The organism is Nocardioides silvaticus (assembly GCF_003160695.1).
Taxonomy (GTDB): Bacteria; Actinomycetota; Actinomycetes; order Propionibacteriales; family Nocardioidaceae; genus Nocardioides; species Nocardioides silvaticus.
Genome location: NZ_QGDD01000001.1, coordinates 945159 through 958009 on the forward strand (window position 1 = coordinate 945159; position 12851 = coordinate 958009).

The following is a 12851-nucleotide window of genomic DNA, read 5'->3' on the forward strand; positions in this document are numbered from 1 at the left end:
GTGTCTACAACCTCGCCCGTGACTCGGCGATCGCGTAGAGCGCCACCGAGGCTGCGACGCCCGCGTTGAGGGACTCGAGGACCCCCGCCATCGGGATCGACACCAGCCGGTCGCAGGTCTCCGCCACCAGCCGGTGGAGGCCGTCGCCCTCGGACCCGACGACGACCACGAGCGCGCCGCCCGCGAGGTCGGCGTCGGCGGCCAGCTCGGGGAGGGTGAGGTCCCCGTCGGCGGCGAGGCCGACGACGAAGCACCCGGCGTCCTGGTAGGCCTTGAGCTGGCGGGTCAGGTTCACGGTCTGGGCGACCGGGATCCGCGCCGCGGCGCCGGCGGAGGTCTTCCACGCCGACGCGGTCATCGACGCCGCCCGGCGCTCGGGGATGACGACCCCGTGGGCACCGAAGCCCGCCGCGCTGCGCACCACGGCGCCGAGGTTGCGCGGGTCGGTCACCGCGTCGAGCGCCACGATCAGCGGCTTCTCCCCCATCTCGTCCGCGGCGGCGAGCAGGTCGTCGGGGTGCGCGTACTCGTAGGCCGGGATCTTCGCCGCCAGCCCCTGGTGCACCGCACCGTTGGTCAGCCGGTCGAGCTCGGCCCGGCTCACCTCCAGCAGGCCCACGCCGTGCTCGGCGGCGAGCTTGAACACCTCGCGCAGCCGGCCGTCCCGCTCGGCACTCTCGGCGACGTAGACCGAGGTGACCGGGATCCGCTCCCGCAGCGCCTCGACGACGGGGTTGCGGCCCGCGATCCACTCCGCGTCCGACGTACGACGACGCGGACCGCCGCGGCTGCCGGCCTTCTTGGCGGCGGCCTCCTTGGCGGCCTTCGCCTTGTGGGCCTTGTGATAGACGCGGTCCTCGGCCTTGGGCGTCGACTTCTTGCCCTCCAGACCGCGCCGGACCCGGCCGCCGGAGCCGGCGGCCGGCTTCTTGTTGGTCTTGCGCACCGCTCCGCGGCGCGAGGAGTTGCCTGGCATCAGAGCATCAGCTCACTGTCCACTTGGGGCCGTCGGGGGTGTCCTCCACCTCGATGCCGGCCTGCTTGATCTGGTCGCGGATCGCGTCCGCACGAGCCCAGTCCTTGGCCGCGCGGGCCTCGGCGCGCTGCTCGAGCAGGCCGGAGACGAGCGCGTCGATCGCGGCCGTCAGCTTCGCGTCGTCGCCGCCGCCGCCCCACGCGGGATCGGCCGGGTCGAGGCCGAGGACGTCGAGCATCGCCAGCACCTGCGCGGCGTGCGGCTTCGGGTCGTCGGCACGGTTGCCCTCGCGCACGGCCTCGAAGAGCACCGCCACGGCGGCCGGCGTGCCGAGGTCGTCGTTCATCGCGGTCACGAACGCCTCGGGCAGCTCGCCCGCAACACCGGTGGTCGAGCCTGTCGAGACCCCGGCGCGCTCCAGGAACGCCTCGACCCGCTGGAACGCCTTCGCGGCCTCGTCGAGCGCCTCGAAGGAGAACTCGACGTGGCTGCGGTAGTGCGCGGCCACCAGGTAGTAGCGCAGCTCGATCCCGCGGTACTTCTCCAGCACGTTCGGGATGGTCAGCGAGTTGCCGAGCGACTTGCTCATCTTCTCGCCGGAGGTGGTGATCCACGCGTTGTGCATCCAGTACGACGCGAACGGCCGGCCGGCCGCGCGGGACTGGGCCTGCTCGTTCTCGTGGTGGGGGAACCGGAGGTCGACGCCGCCGCCGTGGATGTCGAAGGCGTGGCCGAGGTACTTGCCGGCCATCGCGGAGCACTCGATGTGCCACCCGGGACGCCCGGGACCCCATGGGCTCGGCCACGCGGCGGTCTTGGGCTCGGTCTCCTTCTTCCAGCCCTTCCACAGCGCGAAGTCGCGAGGGTCGCGCTTGCCCCGCGGATCGGCATCGGTCGCGGGCTCCATGTCCTCGACGCCCTGGTGGGTCAGCTCGCCGTACGACGGCCAGGAGCGGACGTCGAAGTAGACGTCGCCGGAGCCGTCCTCGGCGGGGTAGGCGTGGCCCTTGCCGATCAGCTCGGTGATGAGCTCGATCATCTCGGGGACGTGCCCGGTCGCGGCCGGCTCGTAGGTCGGCGGAGCGACGTTGAGCGCGGCGTAGGCCTTGTCGAGCTCGCGGTGCATCGCGTAGGCGAGGTTGTACCAGGGACGGCCCTGCTCGGCGGACTTCACGAGGATCTTGTCGTCGATGTCGGTGATGTTGCGGATGAAGGTGACCTCGTAGCCGAGGTGCCGCAGCCAGCGCTGGAGGACGTCGAAGTTGACCCCCGAGCGCACGTGACCGACGTGGGGCTCGCTCTGCACCGTCAGGCCACACACGTACAGACCCGCCTTGCCCTCCTCGAGGGGCACGAAGTCACGGACTTCGCGGGTCACGGTGTCGTAGAGCCTGAACGTCACCGGGCCAGTCTAGGGAGCGCGGACCCGCGCACCCGAATCCGTCGTGTGACAGAAGTGACTGATGTGACTTAGCCTGGATCGATGCGCCGCTCCGCCGTCGTCGGCACCGCCCTCGTCCTTGCCCTGGCTGGCACCGCCGTGTGCGCGCCCGCCGACACGGCCGGCGCGTCGGCGACCACCGCCGCGCGCGGCTCGACCGGCGGTGAGCGCCAGGTGACCCTGACCCGCTGGGACAGCACGAAGCAGTGGCGTCGCGGCACGATGGCCGGTACGACGGTCAGCGCGGGGCGGTTGGCGTTTGACCAGCCGGTCGCGAGCGCGACCGCCGGAAGCCGGACCTACGACGTCGCCCGGTGGACCTCCCAGTGGGTCGAGCCCGGCTACGCGTTCACCGAGCTGATCGCGTCGTGGTCGGCGAGGACCCCGAAGGACAGCTGGATCGAGGTCCAGGTGCGCGGGCGCGGCAACGGCGAGCGCACGTCGTGGGACGTGCTCGGGCGCTGGGCGTCTGGTGACCAGCACCTGCAGCGGTCGTCGGTCTCCGGCCAGTCCGACGACGGCACCAGCGTCGCGGTCGACACCTGGCGGACGGGTGGCCTGGCCGGGTTCCAGCTGCGGGTGCGGCTGGCGCGGCGCGCCGGAGCGTCGTACGGCCCGAGCCTGGACCTCGCCACCGCGATGACCTCACGACTGCCGTCGTCGGCCGGTGCCACGTCGAAGCCCGGACCGGCACGCGGTGTGGTGCTCGACGTGCCGCGGTACTCGCAGATGGTGCACCGGGGTCACTACCCGCGCTGGGGCGGCGGCGGCGAGGCCTGGTGCTCGCCGACGTCGACGTCGATGGTGCTCGGCTACTACGACCGGCTGCCGGCGAAGAAGCGCTACCGCTGGGTGCCGAAGGACCACACCGACCCGTGGGTGGACCACGCGGCGCGGATGACCTTCGACCACGCCTACGACGGCACCGGCAACTGGCCGTTCAACACCGCGTACGCCGCGCCGCTCGCCGGCAAGGCCTTCGTCACCCGGCTGCGCTCTCTGCGCGAGGCCGAGCAGCTGCTCGCCGCCGGCATCCCGGTGGTGATCTCGATCGCCTTCGGGTCCGGCGAGCTCGACGGCGCTCCGATCGGCTCCTCCAACGGCCACCTGCTCGTCGTGGTCGGCGTCCGGGCCAACGGCAACGTCGTCGTCAACGACCCCGCCGCGTCCGAGCGGCGCCGGGTGCGCCGTACCTACGACCGCGGCCAGCTCGAGCGCCTCTGGCTCGACGCCTCCGGCGGCCTGGCCTACGTCATCACCGACCCCGCCCACCCCCTGCCCGACCCCGGCCGGGCGAGCAACTGGTAACGGCCACCGGGTCGTTCGAGGTCCGGATCACCCACCCGCCGACCCGTCGCAAACTCGCACGCCAGACCCGTCGACCCGTCGCAAACTCGCACGCCAGACCGGCCGAGCCGTCGCAAACTCGCACCCCAGATCCGTCGACCCGTCGCAAACTCGCACGGAGTGCTAGCAAGCGCCCGGGGTTGTCAGCCTCTTCCGCGGGTTGTCAGCCTCTGCAATGCCTGACAACCCGCGGAATACCCGGCCGGCCGGGTATTCCCCGCCGCGGGGAGACCGGTCGACGTGCCAGCCGAGCGCAGGGCACTACGCGACCACCCCGCACCTCGACCAGCGGCGGCGAACGCGAGTTTGCGACGGTTCGGCGCTCTCCGCGCGCGAGTTTGCGACGGGTCGACCTGTTCGCGGCGTGAGTTTGCGACGGCTCGACCCGTTTCACGCGTGAGTTTGCGACGGGTCGACCCCTCCACCGCGTGAGTTTGCGACGGCTCGGCTCAGGCCGAGTAACCCCCGTCGACGTCCAGCTTCTGCCCCGAGATGAAGCCGGCGCGGGGCGAGGCGAGGAAGCAGACGGCCTCGGCGATGTCGCGGGCGTTACCGAAGCGGCGGAGCGGGATGTTGCGCCTGGTGATCTCGAGGGCGGCGTCGTCGAGCTCACCGGAGCTGATCAGTCGCTCCGCCATGCCGTCGGTGAGCATGCCGGGGCCGACGGCGTTGACCCGGACACCGAACCGGCCCTCCTCGACCGCGAGCCCCCGCACCATCGCCTCGACCGCGGCCTTCGGCGCGGACGACAGGCCGTCGCGGACCGGGAACCGCGAGGTCGCCGCGGTCGTGACCGCGACCAGTGAGCCCGCCGAGGACCGGAGGGCGGGCAGGGCGGCGTGGGCGACGGCGAAGAAGCCGGCGGCGTCGGCGGCGAGCTGCTCGGCCATCGTGTCCGGCTCCACCCGCGAGAGGTGGGTCATCGGGATGTGCGGACCCGCGGCGTAGACCACGGTGTGCAGGCCCTCGAGGTCGGCGACGGCGCGGTCGACCACGCGGCCGACCTCATGACGGTCCACCAGGTCGACGGCGTACGACGCCTCACCCACCTGCGAGGGCCGAGTCCGGTGCGTCACCACGACCCGCGCGCCCCGGTCGACCAGCAGCTCCGCGACGGCACGACCGATGCCGCCCGAGCCGCCGACGACCAGCGCGCCACCGGCCAGCCCGGCGAAGTCGGCCGGGCCGGGCTGCGGGGTGCTCATGCGGACGCCGAGAACTCGACGGAGTGCCACCCGGTGGCACCGTTGGGCAGGACGTCGGTCTCCACTCCGGTCTGCACGTCGCCATCCTTGCCGATCGCGCGCACCCGCAGCTCGTGGTCTCCCTCCTCGACCTCCAGCTCGGCCCGCCACTGCACCCAGGTGTCGTCGCTCGGGACCCGGCCGAGGGTGGCCGGCGTCCAGGCGCCGCCGTCGAGGGACACCTCGACGGACTCGATGCCGGTGTGCTGCTTCCAGGCGGACCCGCCGCAGACGATGGTGCCGGCGGAGACGCTCTCTCCGCTGCCGGGCACGTCGATCCGCGAGGCGATCTTGACCGGGCCCTCCTCGGCCCAGCCGCGCGTGGTCCAGTAGGCCTCGATCTCGTCGAAGCTGGTGACCTCCATGTCGACCACCCACTTGCAGGCGGAGACGTAGCCGTAGAGGCCCGGCACCAGCGTCCGCACCGGGAAGCCGTGCTCGACGGTGAGCGGCTCGCCGTTCATGTAGACGGCGAGCATCGCGTTGCGGTCGTCCATCATCGGGCCGAGCGGCGTGCCGCAGGTCCAGCCGTCCTCCGACGTCTGCAGGACGGCGTCGGCGTCGTCGTCGGGACCGGCCTCGGCGAGCAGCCCGGCGAGCCGAACCCCGCTCCACCAGGCGTTGCCGACGAGGTCGCCGCCCACCTGGTTCGACACGCAGTTGAGCGTGATCCAGTCCTCGGTGATGCCGCGGGCGACGAGGTCGTCGTACGACAGCGTCATCTCGTTCTGGACCTTGCCGTGGATGCGCAGCACCCAGTCCTTGACGCGGATCGCGGGCGGCACGAACGTGGTGTCGATCAGGTAGAAGTCGTCGGTCGGCGTCTGCCAGGGCTGGACCCCCGGCACGTCGACCTTCGCGCCGCGCGGCGCGGTGGGCTTGGTGACCTCGTCGACGCGCAGCAGCCGGCGGTCCCGCTCAACCTCCTCGCGCGGGTTGCCGGCGAACCGGCCGAGGACGGCGGCAGCGGCGGCCAGCCCGCCGACGGCGCCGGCCGTGGCGAAGAACCGGCGCCGGCTGTGCGTCGGGTCGGTGGCGTCGTCGTCGGCCGCGACCACCAGCTCCCACTGGCGGACGGCGCCGGTGATCACCGTCAGCGCGACCAACCAGGCGACGAAGCCCGCGACGAGCGGCACCAGCTGCAGGTCGACGAACGAGGGGCGGGTCACCACGGCCGCGGTGGCGATCGCGCCGAGCGCGACCAGCCCGCCGACCGCGAACCACCAGCGGCTGCGCGCCAGCTGCCCGATCGCGGCGAACGCGACGGTGAGGAAGACGAAGATCCCGATCCAGACGACCAGCTTGTCGGCCATGCCGAGGTTGGTCTTCGCCCACTCGACCAGGCCGTCGGGCGAGATGTCCCGGATCGACTCGGCGACAGCGACCGGCGGCGACTCCCGGACACGGAGCAGACCGGAGACCAGGTAGCTGATGCCGAGACCGAGCGCACCGACGACCACGCCGGACAACCACCACCAGCCACGGGACGTCCTCACAGGGTGATTGTGTCTCAGGCATGATCACCCCGTGACTCATCCGTCCTTTCCGGGCGCGGTCCGCACCGGCATCGGCACCGACGTGCACCGCCTCGTGCCCCGCTCCGACGACGACCCGCCGATGCAGCTGGCGGGTCTGAGCTGGCCGGAGGAGCAGCAGCGGCTCGAGGGCCACTCCGACGCCGACGTGGCCGCGCACGCGGCCTGCGACGCCCTGCTGGCGGCGGCCGGGCTGGGCGACCTCGGCAGCAATTTCGGTACGGCGGACCCGGCCTGGGCCGGGGCCGCAGGGGTGGCCCTCCTCGGCGAGACCGTGCGCCGGGTGCGCGCCGCCGGCTTCGCGGTCGGCAACGTCTCGGTCCAGGTGGTCGGCAACCGGCCGCGGCTCGGCGCGCGGCGCACCGACGCCGAAGCGGCGCTGTCCGCGGCGGTGGGTGCGCCGGTCTCGGTGTCGGCGACGACGACCGACGGGCTCGGGCTGACCGGCCGGGGCGAGGGCGTGGCGGCGATCGCGACCGCGCTCGTCGTACGCCAGGAGCCGGAGGAGGCACCGTGACCAGCGTCGAGGTGACCGGCCACGACGGCGTCCGGATCCACGCCACCGTGCACGGACCGGAGGACGCGCCGGTCAGCGTGCTGCTGTCGCACTGCTGGACCGCCGACGAGTCGGACTGGCACTACCAGGTCGAGGACCTGCTCTCCCGCTACGGGCACGGCATCCGCGTCGTCACCTGGGACCACCGCGGCCACGGCAGCAGCGACCGCGTCCCCGAGGCCGCGTGCACGATCCCGCACCTCGCCCGCGACCTCGGCCTCCTCGCCGACCAGCTCGCTCCGACCGGTGTCGTGGTGATCGCCGGGCACTCGGTCGGCGGCATGACGATCACCGCGATCCCCGAGGAGTGCCCGCGCCTCGTCGACCGGATCGCCGGCGTGCTGCTCGTCTCGACCTCGGGCGCGGACCTGCACACGGTGACCCTCGGCCTGCCCGAGCTGGGTCCGGCTCTGCGCGACCGGCTGCCGTTCGTTCTTGCGACCCGCGCCCGGATGCTCAGCCGGTCCCGTCGCCAGCGGTTCCCGGTGATCGAGCGGCAGGTGGCCCGGCGGTTCCTGCTCGGTCGCGACCCGCGGCCGCGCGACGTGGGGCACGTCGTCGACCAGCTCGTCCAGTGCGCGCCCGAGACCTATGCCGGGTTCTTCCGGGACATGATGATCCACGACCGGATCGGCAACCTGCGGTCGTTCGACAGCATCCCGACCACGGTCCTCGTCGGCTCCCACGACCTGCTGACCCCGCCTCCGCACGCCCGCGCGCTCGCCAACGGCATCCGCGGCGCCCGGCTCGTCATCGCCCCCGACGCCGGCCACTACCTGCCGTTCGAGCGGCGCGACCTGGTCAGCGAGGAGCTGTTCGACCTCGTCGACCGCGCTTTGCGCGAAGGCGCGGCCGACGAGGCGAGCTAGCGGGCGACCGGGCTAGGCCGCTTCCACCTTCCGGTGGCCGATGAGGACGACACCCTCGACGACCTTGACGGCGTAGGCCGGCACGGACACGTGGCTGTCGTCGAGGCAGCGACCGGAGCGCAGGTCGAAGGCGTGCTTGTGGGCCGGGGAGGCGACGAACGGGACGTCCCCGCGCCGTCCCACGATCCCCTTGGCGATGCCGCCGACGGCGGCGCGGGCGAACGGGTCGTGATTGCCGAGGGCGTAGACGGTGTCGTCGCCGGTGCGGAAGATGGCGACGGCCTGGCCGTGCACGAGCGCGGTCGCGCCGCGGTCGACCTCGAGCTCGACGATCCGGCACACCGGCTGCCACTCGTCGGGGGGTGCGGACACCTCTGCCATGGCCCGACCGTAGGAGTGCCCTGTTCACACCGGCGTTTCGCTGTGTAACGACGAGGAAAACTCACGCGCACGCCTCGCCGACCCGTGTTCTAGGCTCGGGCACCATGTCCGCCGCCGTCGTGATCCTCGCTGCCGGTAGCGGTTCCCGCGTCGGTGCCGACGTCAACAAGGTGCTGCTCGACCTCGACGGCCGGCCGGTGGTCACCCATGCGGTGCTGACCGCGCTCGGTGTCGACGGCGTCGATCCCGTGGTCCTGGTGTGCCGTCCCGGCGAGGAGGACGCGGTCGCCGCCGCGGTGGTGCCCCACCTCGCCGACCGCGACCTGCTCCTGGTGCCGGGGGGCGCCACCCGCCACGCCTCGGAGCAGGCTGCCCTCGACGTCCTGGCGCCCAGGATCGAGTCCGGCGAGGTCGACGTCGTGGTGATCCACGACGGGGCCCGCGCCCTGGCCCCGGCCGGGCTGTTCGAGCGGGTCGTCGCCGTCGCACGGGAGGCCGGCGGCGCCGTACCGACGGTCGAGCTGCCTGGCCTGCTCCCCCTCGACCCCGCGAGCGCCGCCCCCGAGGGTCACCTGGTCGGCGTGCAGACCCCGCAGGCGTTCCAGGCACGGCCGCTGCTCGAGGCCTACCGCGCCGCGCGCCGCGACGGGTTCGACGGCACCGACACCGCCGCCTGCCTCGAGCGCTACCGTCCCGACGTCGCACTGGTCGCAGTGCCGACCGGGCCGGCGAACCTCAAGATCACCTACCCGGAGGACCTCGTCAGCGCGTCCCGCCTCAACGCGGGTCGGTGAGCGCCTCGAGGACCTCGATGTCCTCGTCCGACCCCACCCGGCGCGCCGCGGGCGGGGCCTCGACCAGCTCGACGTCGTACGACGCGCGCAGCCGGGTCACGAGCTCGACGAAGTCGGCGGTCGGGCGGTCCTGCGTCTCGCGCACCACCCGCGGGGGCAGCACGACCGGGGCGCACACCATCGTCAGGCCGTCGCGGTCGACGGTCCGGCCGAGCCGGTCGCCGTCGAGCTCCTTGATGGTGTCGCTGACCGGCCGGACCCCGACCACCACGACGTCCCGCGCGACCGCGCGCTGCACACAGTCGGCGATGAAGTCCGGCGGCGTCATCGGGCACAGTGGGTCGTGCAGCACCAGCGGCCGGCCGAGGTCGGTGACGACGTGCCACGGCACGGTGACGTCGACCAGGTCGACGCCGGCCTCCCCGACCGCCCAGGCAGCCGCGGCCACCAGCGCCTCGCCGTGGATCAGCCGGTAGGGCAGCGACCCGCGGCCCTCGTCGACCACGAAGCCGACCGACCGCAGCGGCTCGCTGGTCGCCTCGTCGTACGCCTCGGACTCCACGGGTCCCACGGTAGGGCGTCGAAAAAGCGAGGATGCCCCCGCCCTGGCGGGCGGGGGCATCGACAGAGTCGTTCAGCGGAGCATCAGCTGGCGAGGACCTCGTCGAGGATGGTCTCGGCCTTGTCCTCGTTGGTGTGCTCGGCCAGCGCCAGCTCGGAGACGAGGATCTGGCGCGCCTTGGCGAGCATCCGCTTCTCGCCCGCGGACAGGCCACGGTCGCGCTCGCGGCGCCACAGGTCGCGGACGACCTCCGCCACCTTCATGACGTCGCCGCTGTGGAGCTTCTCCAGGTTGGCCTTGTAACGGCGCGACCAGTTGGTCGGCTCCTCGACGTGCTCGGCGCGGAGGACGCCGAACACACGGTCGAGGCCCTCCTTGTCGACGACGTCACGAACTCCGACCAGATCCAGGTTGCAGGCCGGGACCCGAACCACCAGGTCCTGCTGGGCTACGATCCGAAGTACGAGGTACTGCCGTTCCTCCCCCTTGATTGTCCGCATCTCGATGTCTTCGATGACAGCGGCCCCGTGATTGGGGTAGACGACCGTTTCGCCGACGGTGAAAGTCATATGTGATGAACCCCTTCCTAGGCGTCCATCTTACCACGTCCCGGCGTCGCCTCCGAAAGCGTTTGCGCAGGTCAGCGCGGCAATCGCGGGCTTGACAGACGGTGTTTCGTGTGGTGGGCAACCTCACACGGCGGCCGATCCGGGCGTCGACACTCCACCGCTCCGCCTGCGCCGCGGCACGGCGTGGTCAATACTGCTCGGCATGGGAGTGGACCGCGACGAGGGCGCGATCGGGGACGTGGACGAGAAGGTCGTCGACGACCCCGAGGTCGAGGAGCCGGCCGAGGACGAGGAGCTCGCCGAGGAGGGCGAGTACGACGAGCCACCCGCCCGGCCGGGATTCTTCGCGACCGTCCGGTGGACCCCCCTGCTGCTCTTCCAGGCCGCCCACGCCAAGCAGGCCGTGCTCACCGCCCTGGCGATGGGCGGCGCGGCCGTGCTCGCCGAGCGCTCGGCGCGCGAGGCGGGTGTGGTGCTGATGACCGTGCTCGTCGGTCAGGTCATCCTCGGCTGGCACAACGACATCGTCGACCGCGAGCGCGACGCGGCCCACGGGACGCCCGGCAAGCCGATCGCCGACGGCCGGCTCGACCCGGGCGCCGCGTGGTACGCGATCATCGTGGCCGCGCTGATCCTGGTGCCGCTGGCGATCACGACCGGCATCACCGCCGGCGGCATCTACCTGGTCTCGGTGTGCGTCGGCATGCTCGGCAACGTCGTGCTGCGCACCGGTTTCTTCTCGTGGGTCACCTGGGCGATCTCGTTCGGCATGCTCCCGGCGTACCTCTCCTACGGCGGCTGGGGCGGCCAGGCCGTCGGCGACCCGCCGGAGACGGCGATCACGATCCTCGCCGGCGCCCTCGGCATCGGCATCCACTTCACCCGAGCCGTGTGGGGGCTGGTCGCCGACCACGAGGACGGGTGGACCTACCTGCCGCTCAAGCTCGGCCTCAAGATCGGGGCCACCCGGCTGCTCGCGCTGTCGACCCTCTACGTCATCGGGATCCTGGTGGCGATCGGCTACGTCGCGAGCGACGTCGGTCTCTCGAGGTGACCGGTCCGGGGGCCCGCCCCCCGGTCCCGTTGGGCGCACCCGGGCGACGGACCACTAGGCTGACCCCGCTCCTCGTGAGCAACCGTCCACCGACTCGCAGAACATGTGCGGAGGCCCGCCGAATGCTTCACCGACGCTCGACCGCGATCGCTCTCGTCGCCCTGCTGCCCCTGGTCGGCGCGCTGACGTCCTGCGCCGAGGAGCCGAGGACCAACCAGGTCAACACCATCGGCGCCGGCGTCAACGAGCGCGAGGCGAGCGTCGACGTGCTGGGCGCGCGCATCCTCGCCTTCTCCGACGGCAAGGGCCGCCTCATCGGCACCCTGGTCTACAACGAGAACGGCGACGAGCCCCCGGCCAAGCTGGTCGAGGTGCTCGGCACCGGCGTCACGGTCGGGACCCAGGAGGCGGCGATCGAGGTCCCGCCGAACCGGTCGGTCAACCTCTCCGGCGACGACGTCGCGGCCATCCCGGTCGAGGGCGAGTTCGCCCCGGGCGACCTGGTCGAGCTGACCTACTCCTTCGACACCGACGAGAGCGTCACCCTCGAGGTGCCGGTCGTGAAGCCGTGCTTCCAGTACGCCGACATCGCCGAGCCCGAGTTCGAGCCGGCCGCGGCCGAGGAGACCGCCTCGCCCGAGGTCGAGGTCGAGGTCGAGGGCGAGGAGGGCGAGGACCACGCCGAGGACGCCACCTACCTCTGCGAGCAATCGACCGAAGCAGCCGAGGGCGAGGAGGGCGGGCACTGAGCCCGCGCTGACCGATGACGCACACGCTGATCCTGCTCCGCCACGGCGAGAGCGAGTGGAACGCCAAGAACCTGTTCACCGGTTGGGTCGACGTGGGCCTCACCGAGAAGGGCCAGGCCGAGGCCGTGCGCGGCGGCGAGCAGCTGGTCGCCGCTGGGCTGCACCCGACCGTCGTCCACACCAGCCTCCAGCGTCGCGCGATCAACACCGCCGCGCTCGCGCTCGACGCGGCCGACCGGCACTGGATCCCGGTGCGGCGGTCCTGGCGGCTCAACGAGCGTCACTACGGGGCGCTGCAGGGCAAGAACAAGGCGCAGGTCCGCGACGAGTACGGCGAGGAGCAGTTCATGCTCTGGCGCCGGTCCTTCGACGTACCTCCGCCGCCGCTGGACGACGACGCGGAGTACTCCCAGGTCGGCGACCCGCAATACGCCGACCTCGGCGCGGAGATGCCCCGCACCGAGTGCCTCAGGGACGTCATCGCGCGGCTGCTGCCCTACTGGGAGGCCGGGATCGTCCCCGACCTGCGGGCGGGCCACACCGTGCTCGTCGCGGCGCACGGCAACAGCCTCCGCGCGATCGTGAAGCACCTCGACCAGATCAGCGACGAGGACATCGCCGGCCTCAACATCCCGACCGGCATGCCGCTGGTCTACGAGCTCGACGAGGACACGATGCAGCCCGTGACGAAGGGCGGCACCTACCTCGACCCGGAGGCGGCCGCCGCGGCCGCTGCCGCGGTGGCGAACCAGGGCCGCTAGGACCGCTAGGACC

14 protein-coding genes are annotated in these 12851 nt (G+C 72.4%); 7 read left to right on the plus strand and 7 right to left on the minus strand.

Translation table 11 applies throughout. The features are described from left to right. Positions 1–4 precede the first annotated feature (4 nt). Together rlmB and cysS are read right to left on the minus strand one after the other, a co-directional pair. Positions 5–976 (minus strand): 23S rRNA (guanosine(2251)-2'-O)-methyltransferase RlmB, encoded by a 972-nt coding sequence (gene rlmB, locus DJ010_RS04390; RefSeq protein ID WP_109692354.1) that lies wholly within the window; start codon positions 974–976, stop codon positions 5–7. A 7-nt stretch (positions 977–983) separates the two neighbouring features. Continuing rightward, entirely contained in the window at positions 984–2378 is a 1395-nt protein-coding gene (gene cysS, locus DJ010_RS04395; protein ID WP_109692355.1) for a cysteine--tRNA ligase, read from the minus strand. An 81-nt stretch (positions 2379–2459) separates the two neighbouring features. Between cysS and DJ010_RS04400 the strand changes: the two genes are divergently transcribed. Next, positions 2460–3725 carry a C39 family peptidase gene (locus tag DJ010_RS04400; protein ID WP_109692356.1) on the plus strand — a complete coding sequence of 422 codons (1266 nt, stop codon included), beginning with the start codon at positions 2460–2462 and terminating at the stop codon, positions 3723–3725. Between the two features lie 488 nt (positions 3726–4213). Here the strand turns inward: DJ010_RS04400 and DJ010_RS04405 are convergent, their stop codons facing one another. After that, a complete protein-coding gene (locus tag DJ010_RS04405) occupies positions 4214–4969 on the minus strand; it encodes an SDR family NAD(P)-dependent oxidoreductase (protein ID WP_109692357.1) in 756 nt (251 codons plus the stop codon). Further along, complete coding sequence (locus DJ010_RS04410) at positions 4966–6504, minus strand: molybdopterin-dependent oxidoreductase (protein ID WP_109692358.1); 1539 nt, start codon at positions 6502–6504, stop codon at positions 4966–4968. Before DJ010_RS04410 ends, DJ010_RS04405 begins: the two co-directional genes overlap by 4 nt. A gap of 31 nt (positions 6505–6535) precedes the next feature. Here DJ010_RS04410 and ispF point away from each other — a divergent pair, with 31 nt between their 5' ends. Together ispF and DJ010_RS04420 are read left to right on the plus strand one after the other, a co-directional pair. Beyond that, positions 6536–7060 (plus strand): 2-C-methyl-D-erythritol 2,4-cyclodiphosphate synthase, encoded by a 525-nt coding sequence (gene ispF / locus DJ010_RS04415; RefSeq protein ID WP_109692359.1) that lies wholly within the window; start codon positions 6536–6538, stop codon positions 7058–7060. Continuing rightward, entirely contained in the window at positions 7057–7968 is a 912-nt protein-coding gene (locus tag DJ010_RS04420; protein WP_109692360.1) for an alpha/beta fold hydrolase, read from the plus strand. The genes ispF and DJ010_RS04420 overlap by 4 nt, the downstream gene beginning before the upstream one ends. Before the next feature lie 12 nt (positions 7969–7980). Here DJ010_RS04420 and nirD read toward each other — a convergent pair whose 3' ends face one another. Then, the gene (gene nirD / locus DJ010_RS04425; RefSeq protein WP_109692361.1) at positions 7981–8349 is read right to left on the minus strand and encodes a nitrite reductase small subunit NirD; all 369 of its coding nucleotides are present in this window, start codon (positions 8347–8349) and stop codon (positions 7981–7983) included. A gap of 104 nt (positions 8350–8453) precedes the next feature. On the opposite strand from nirD, the gene DJ010_RS04430 reads away from it, so the two are divergent. After that, entirely contained in the window at positions 8454–9143 is a 690-nt protein-coding gene (locus DJ010_RS04430; protein ID WP_109692362.1) for an IspD/TarI family cytidylyltransferase, read from the plus strand. On the opposite strand, the gene DJ010_RS04435 is transcribed toward DJ010_RS04430, so the two are convergent. Both DJ010_RS04435 and DJ010_RS04440 read right to left on the minus strand, forming a co-directional pair. After that, positions 9127–9705, minus strand: coding sequence for a 2-C-methyl-D-erythritol 4-phosphate cytidylyltransferase (locus tag DJ010_RS04435; protein ID WP_245927179.1), 579 nt, complete (start codon positions 9703–9705; stop codon positions 9127–9129). The two genes, DJ010_RS04430 and DJ010_RS04435, sit on opposite strands and share 17 nt — an antisense overlap. A gap of 83 nt (positions 9706–9788) precedes the next feature. Then, positions 9789–10274 (minus strand): CarD family transcriptional regulator, encoded by a 486-nt coding sequence (locus DJ010_RS04440; protein WP_109692364.1) that lies wholly within the window; start codon positions 10272–10274, stop codon positions 9789–9791. 202 nt (positions 10275–10476) lie between these two features. Here DJ010_RS04440 and DJ010_RS21965 point away from each other — a divergent pair, with 202 nt between their 5' ends. The 3 genes from DJ010_RS21965 to DJ010_RS04455 all read left to right on the plus strand — a co-directional run bounded on the left by DJ010_RS21965 (position 10477) and on the right by DJ010_RS04455 (position 12838). After that, positions 10477–11328: a UbiA family prenyltransferase gene (locus DJ010_RS21965; protein ID WP_158282926.1), complete on the plus strand. Its 852-nt coding sequence runs from the start codon at positions 10477–10479 to the stop codon at positions 11326–11328. A gap of 122 nt (positions 11329–11450) precedes the next feature. Then, complete coding sequence (locus DJ010_RS04450; RefSeq protein ID WP_109692366.1) at positions 11451–12077, plus strand: hypothetical protein; 627 nt, start codon at positions 11451–11453, stop codon at positions 12075–12077. Between the two features lie 14 nt (positions 12078–12091). Continuing rightward, positions 12092–12838 carry a phosphoglyceromutase gene (locus tag DJ010_RS04455; protein WP_109692367.1) on the plus strand — a complete coding sequence of 249 codons (747 nt, stop codon included), beginning with the start codon at positions 12092–12094 and terminating at the stop codon, positions 12836–12838. The last annotated feature ends 13 nt before the right edge of the window (positions 12839–12851 follow it).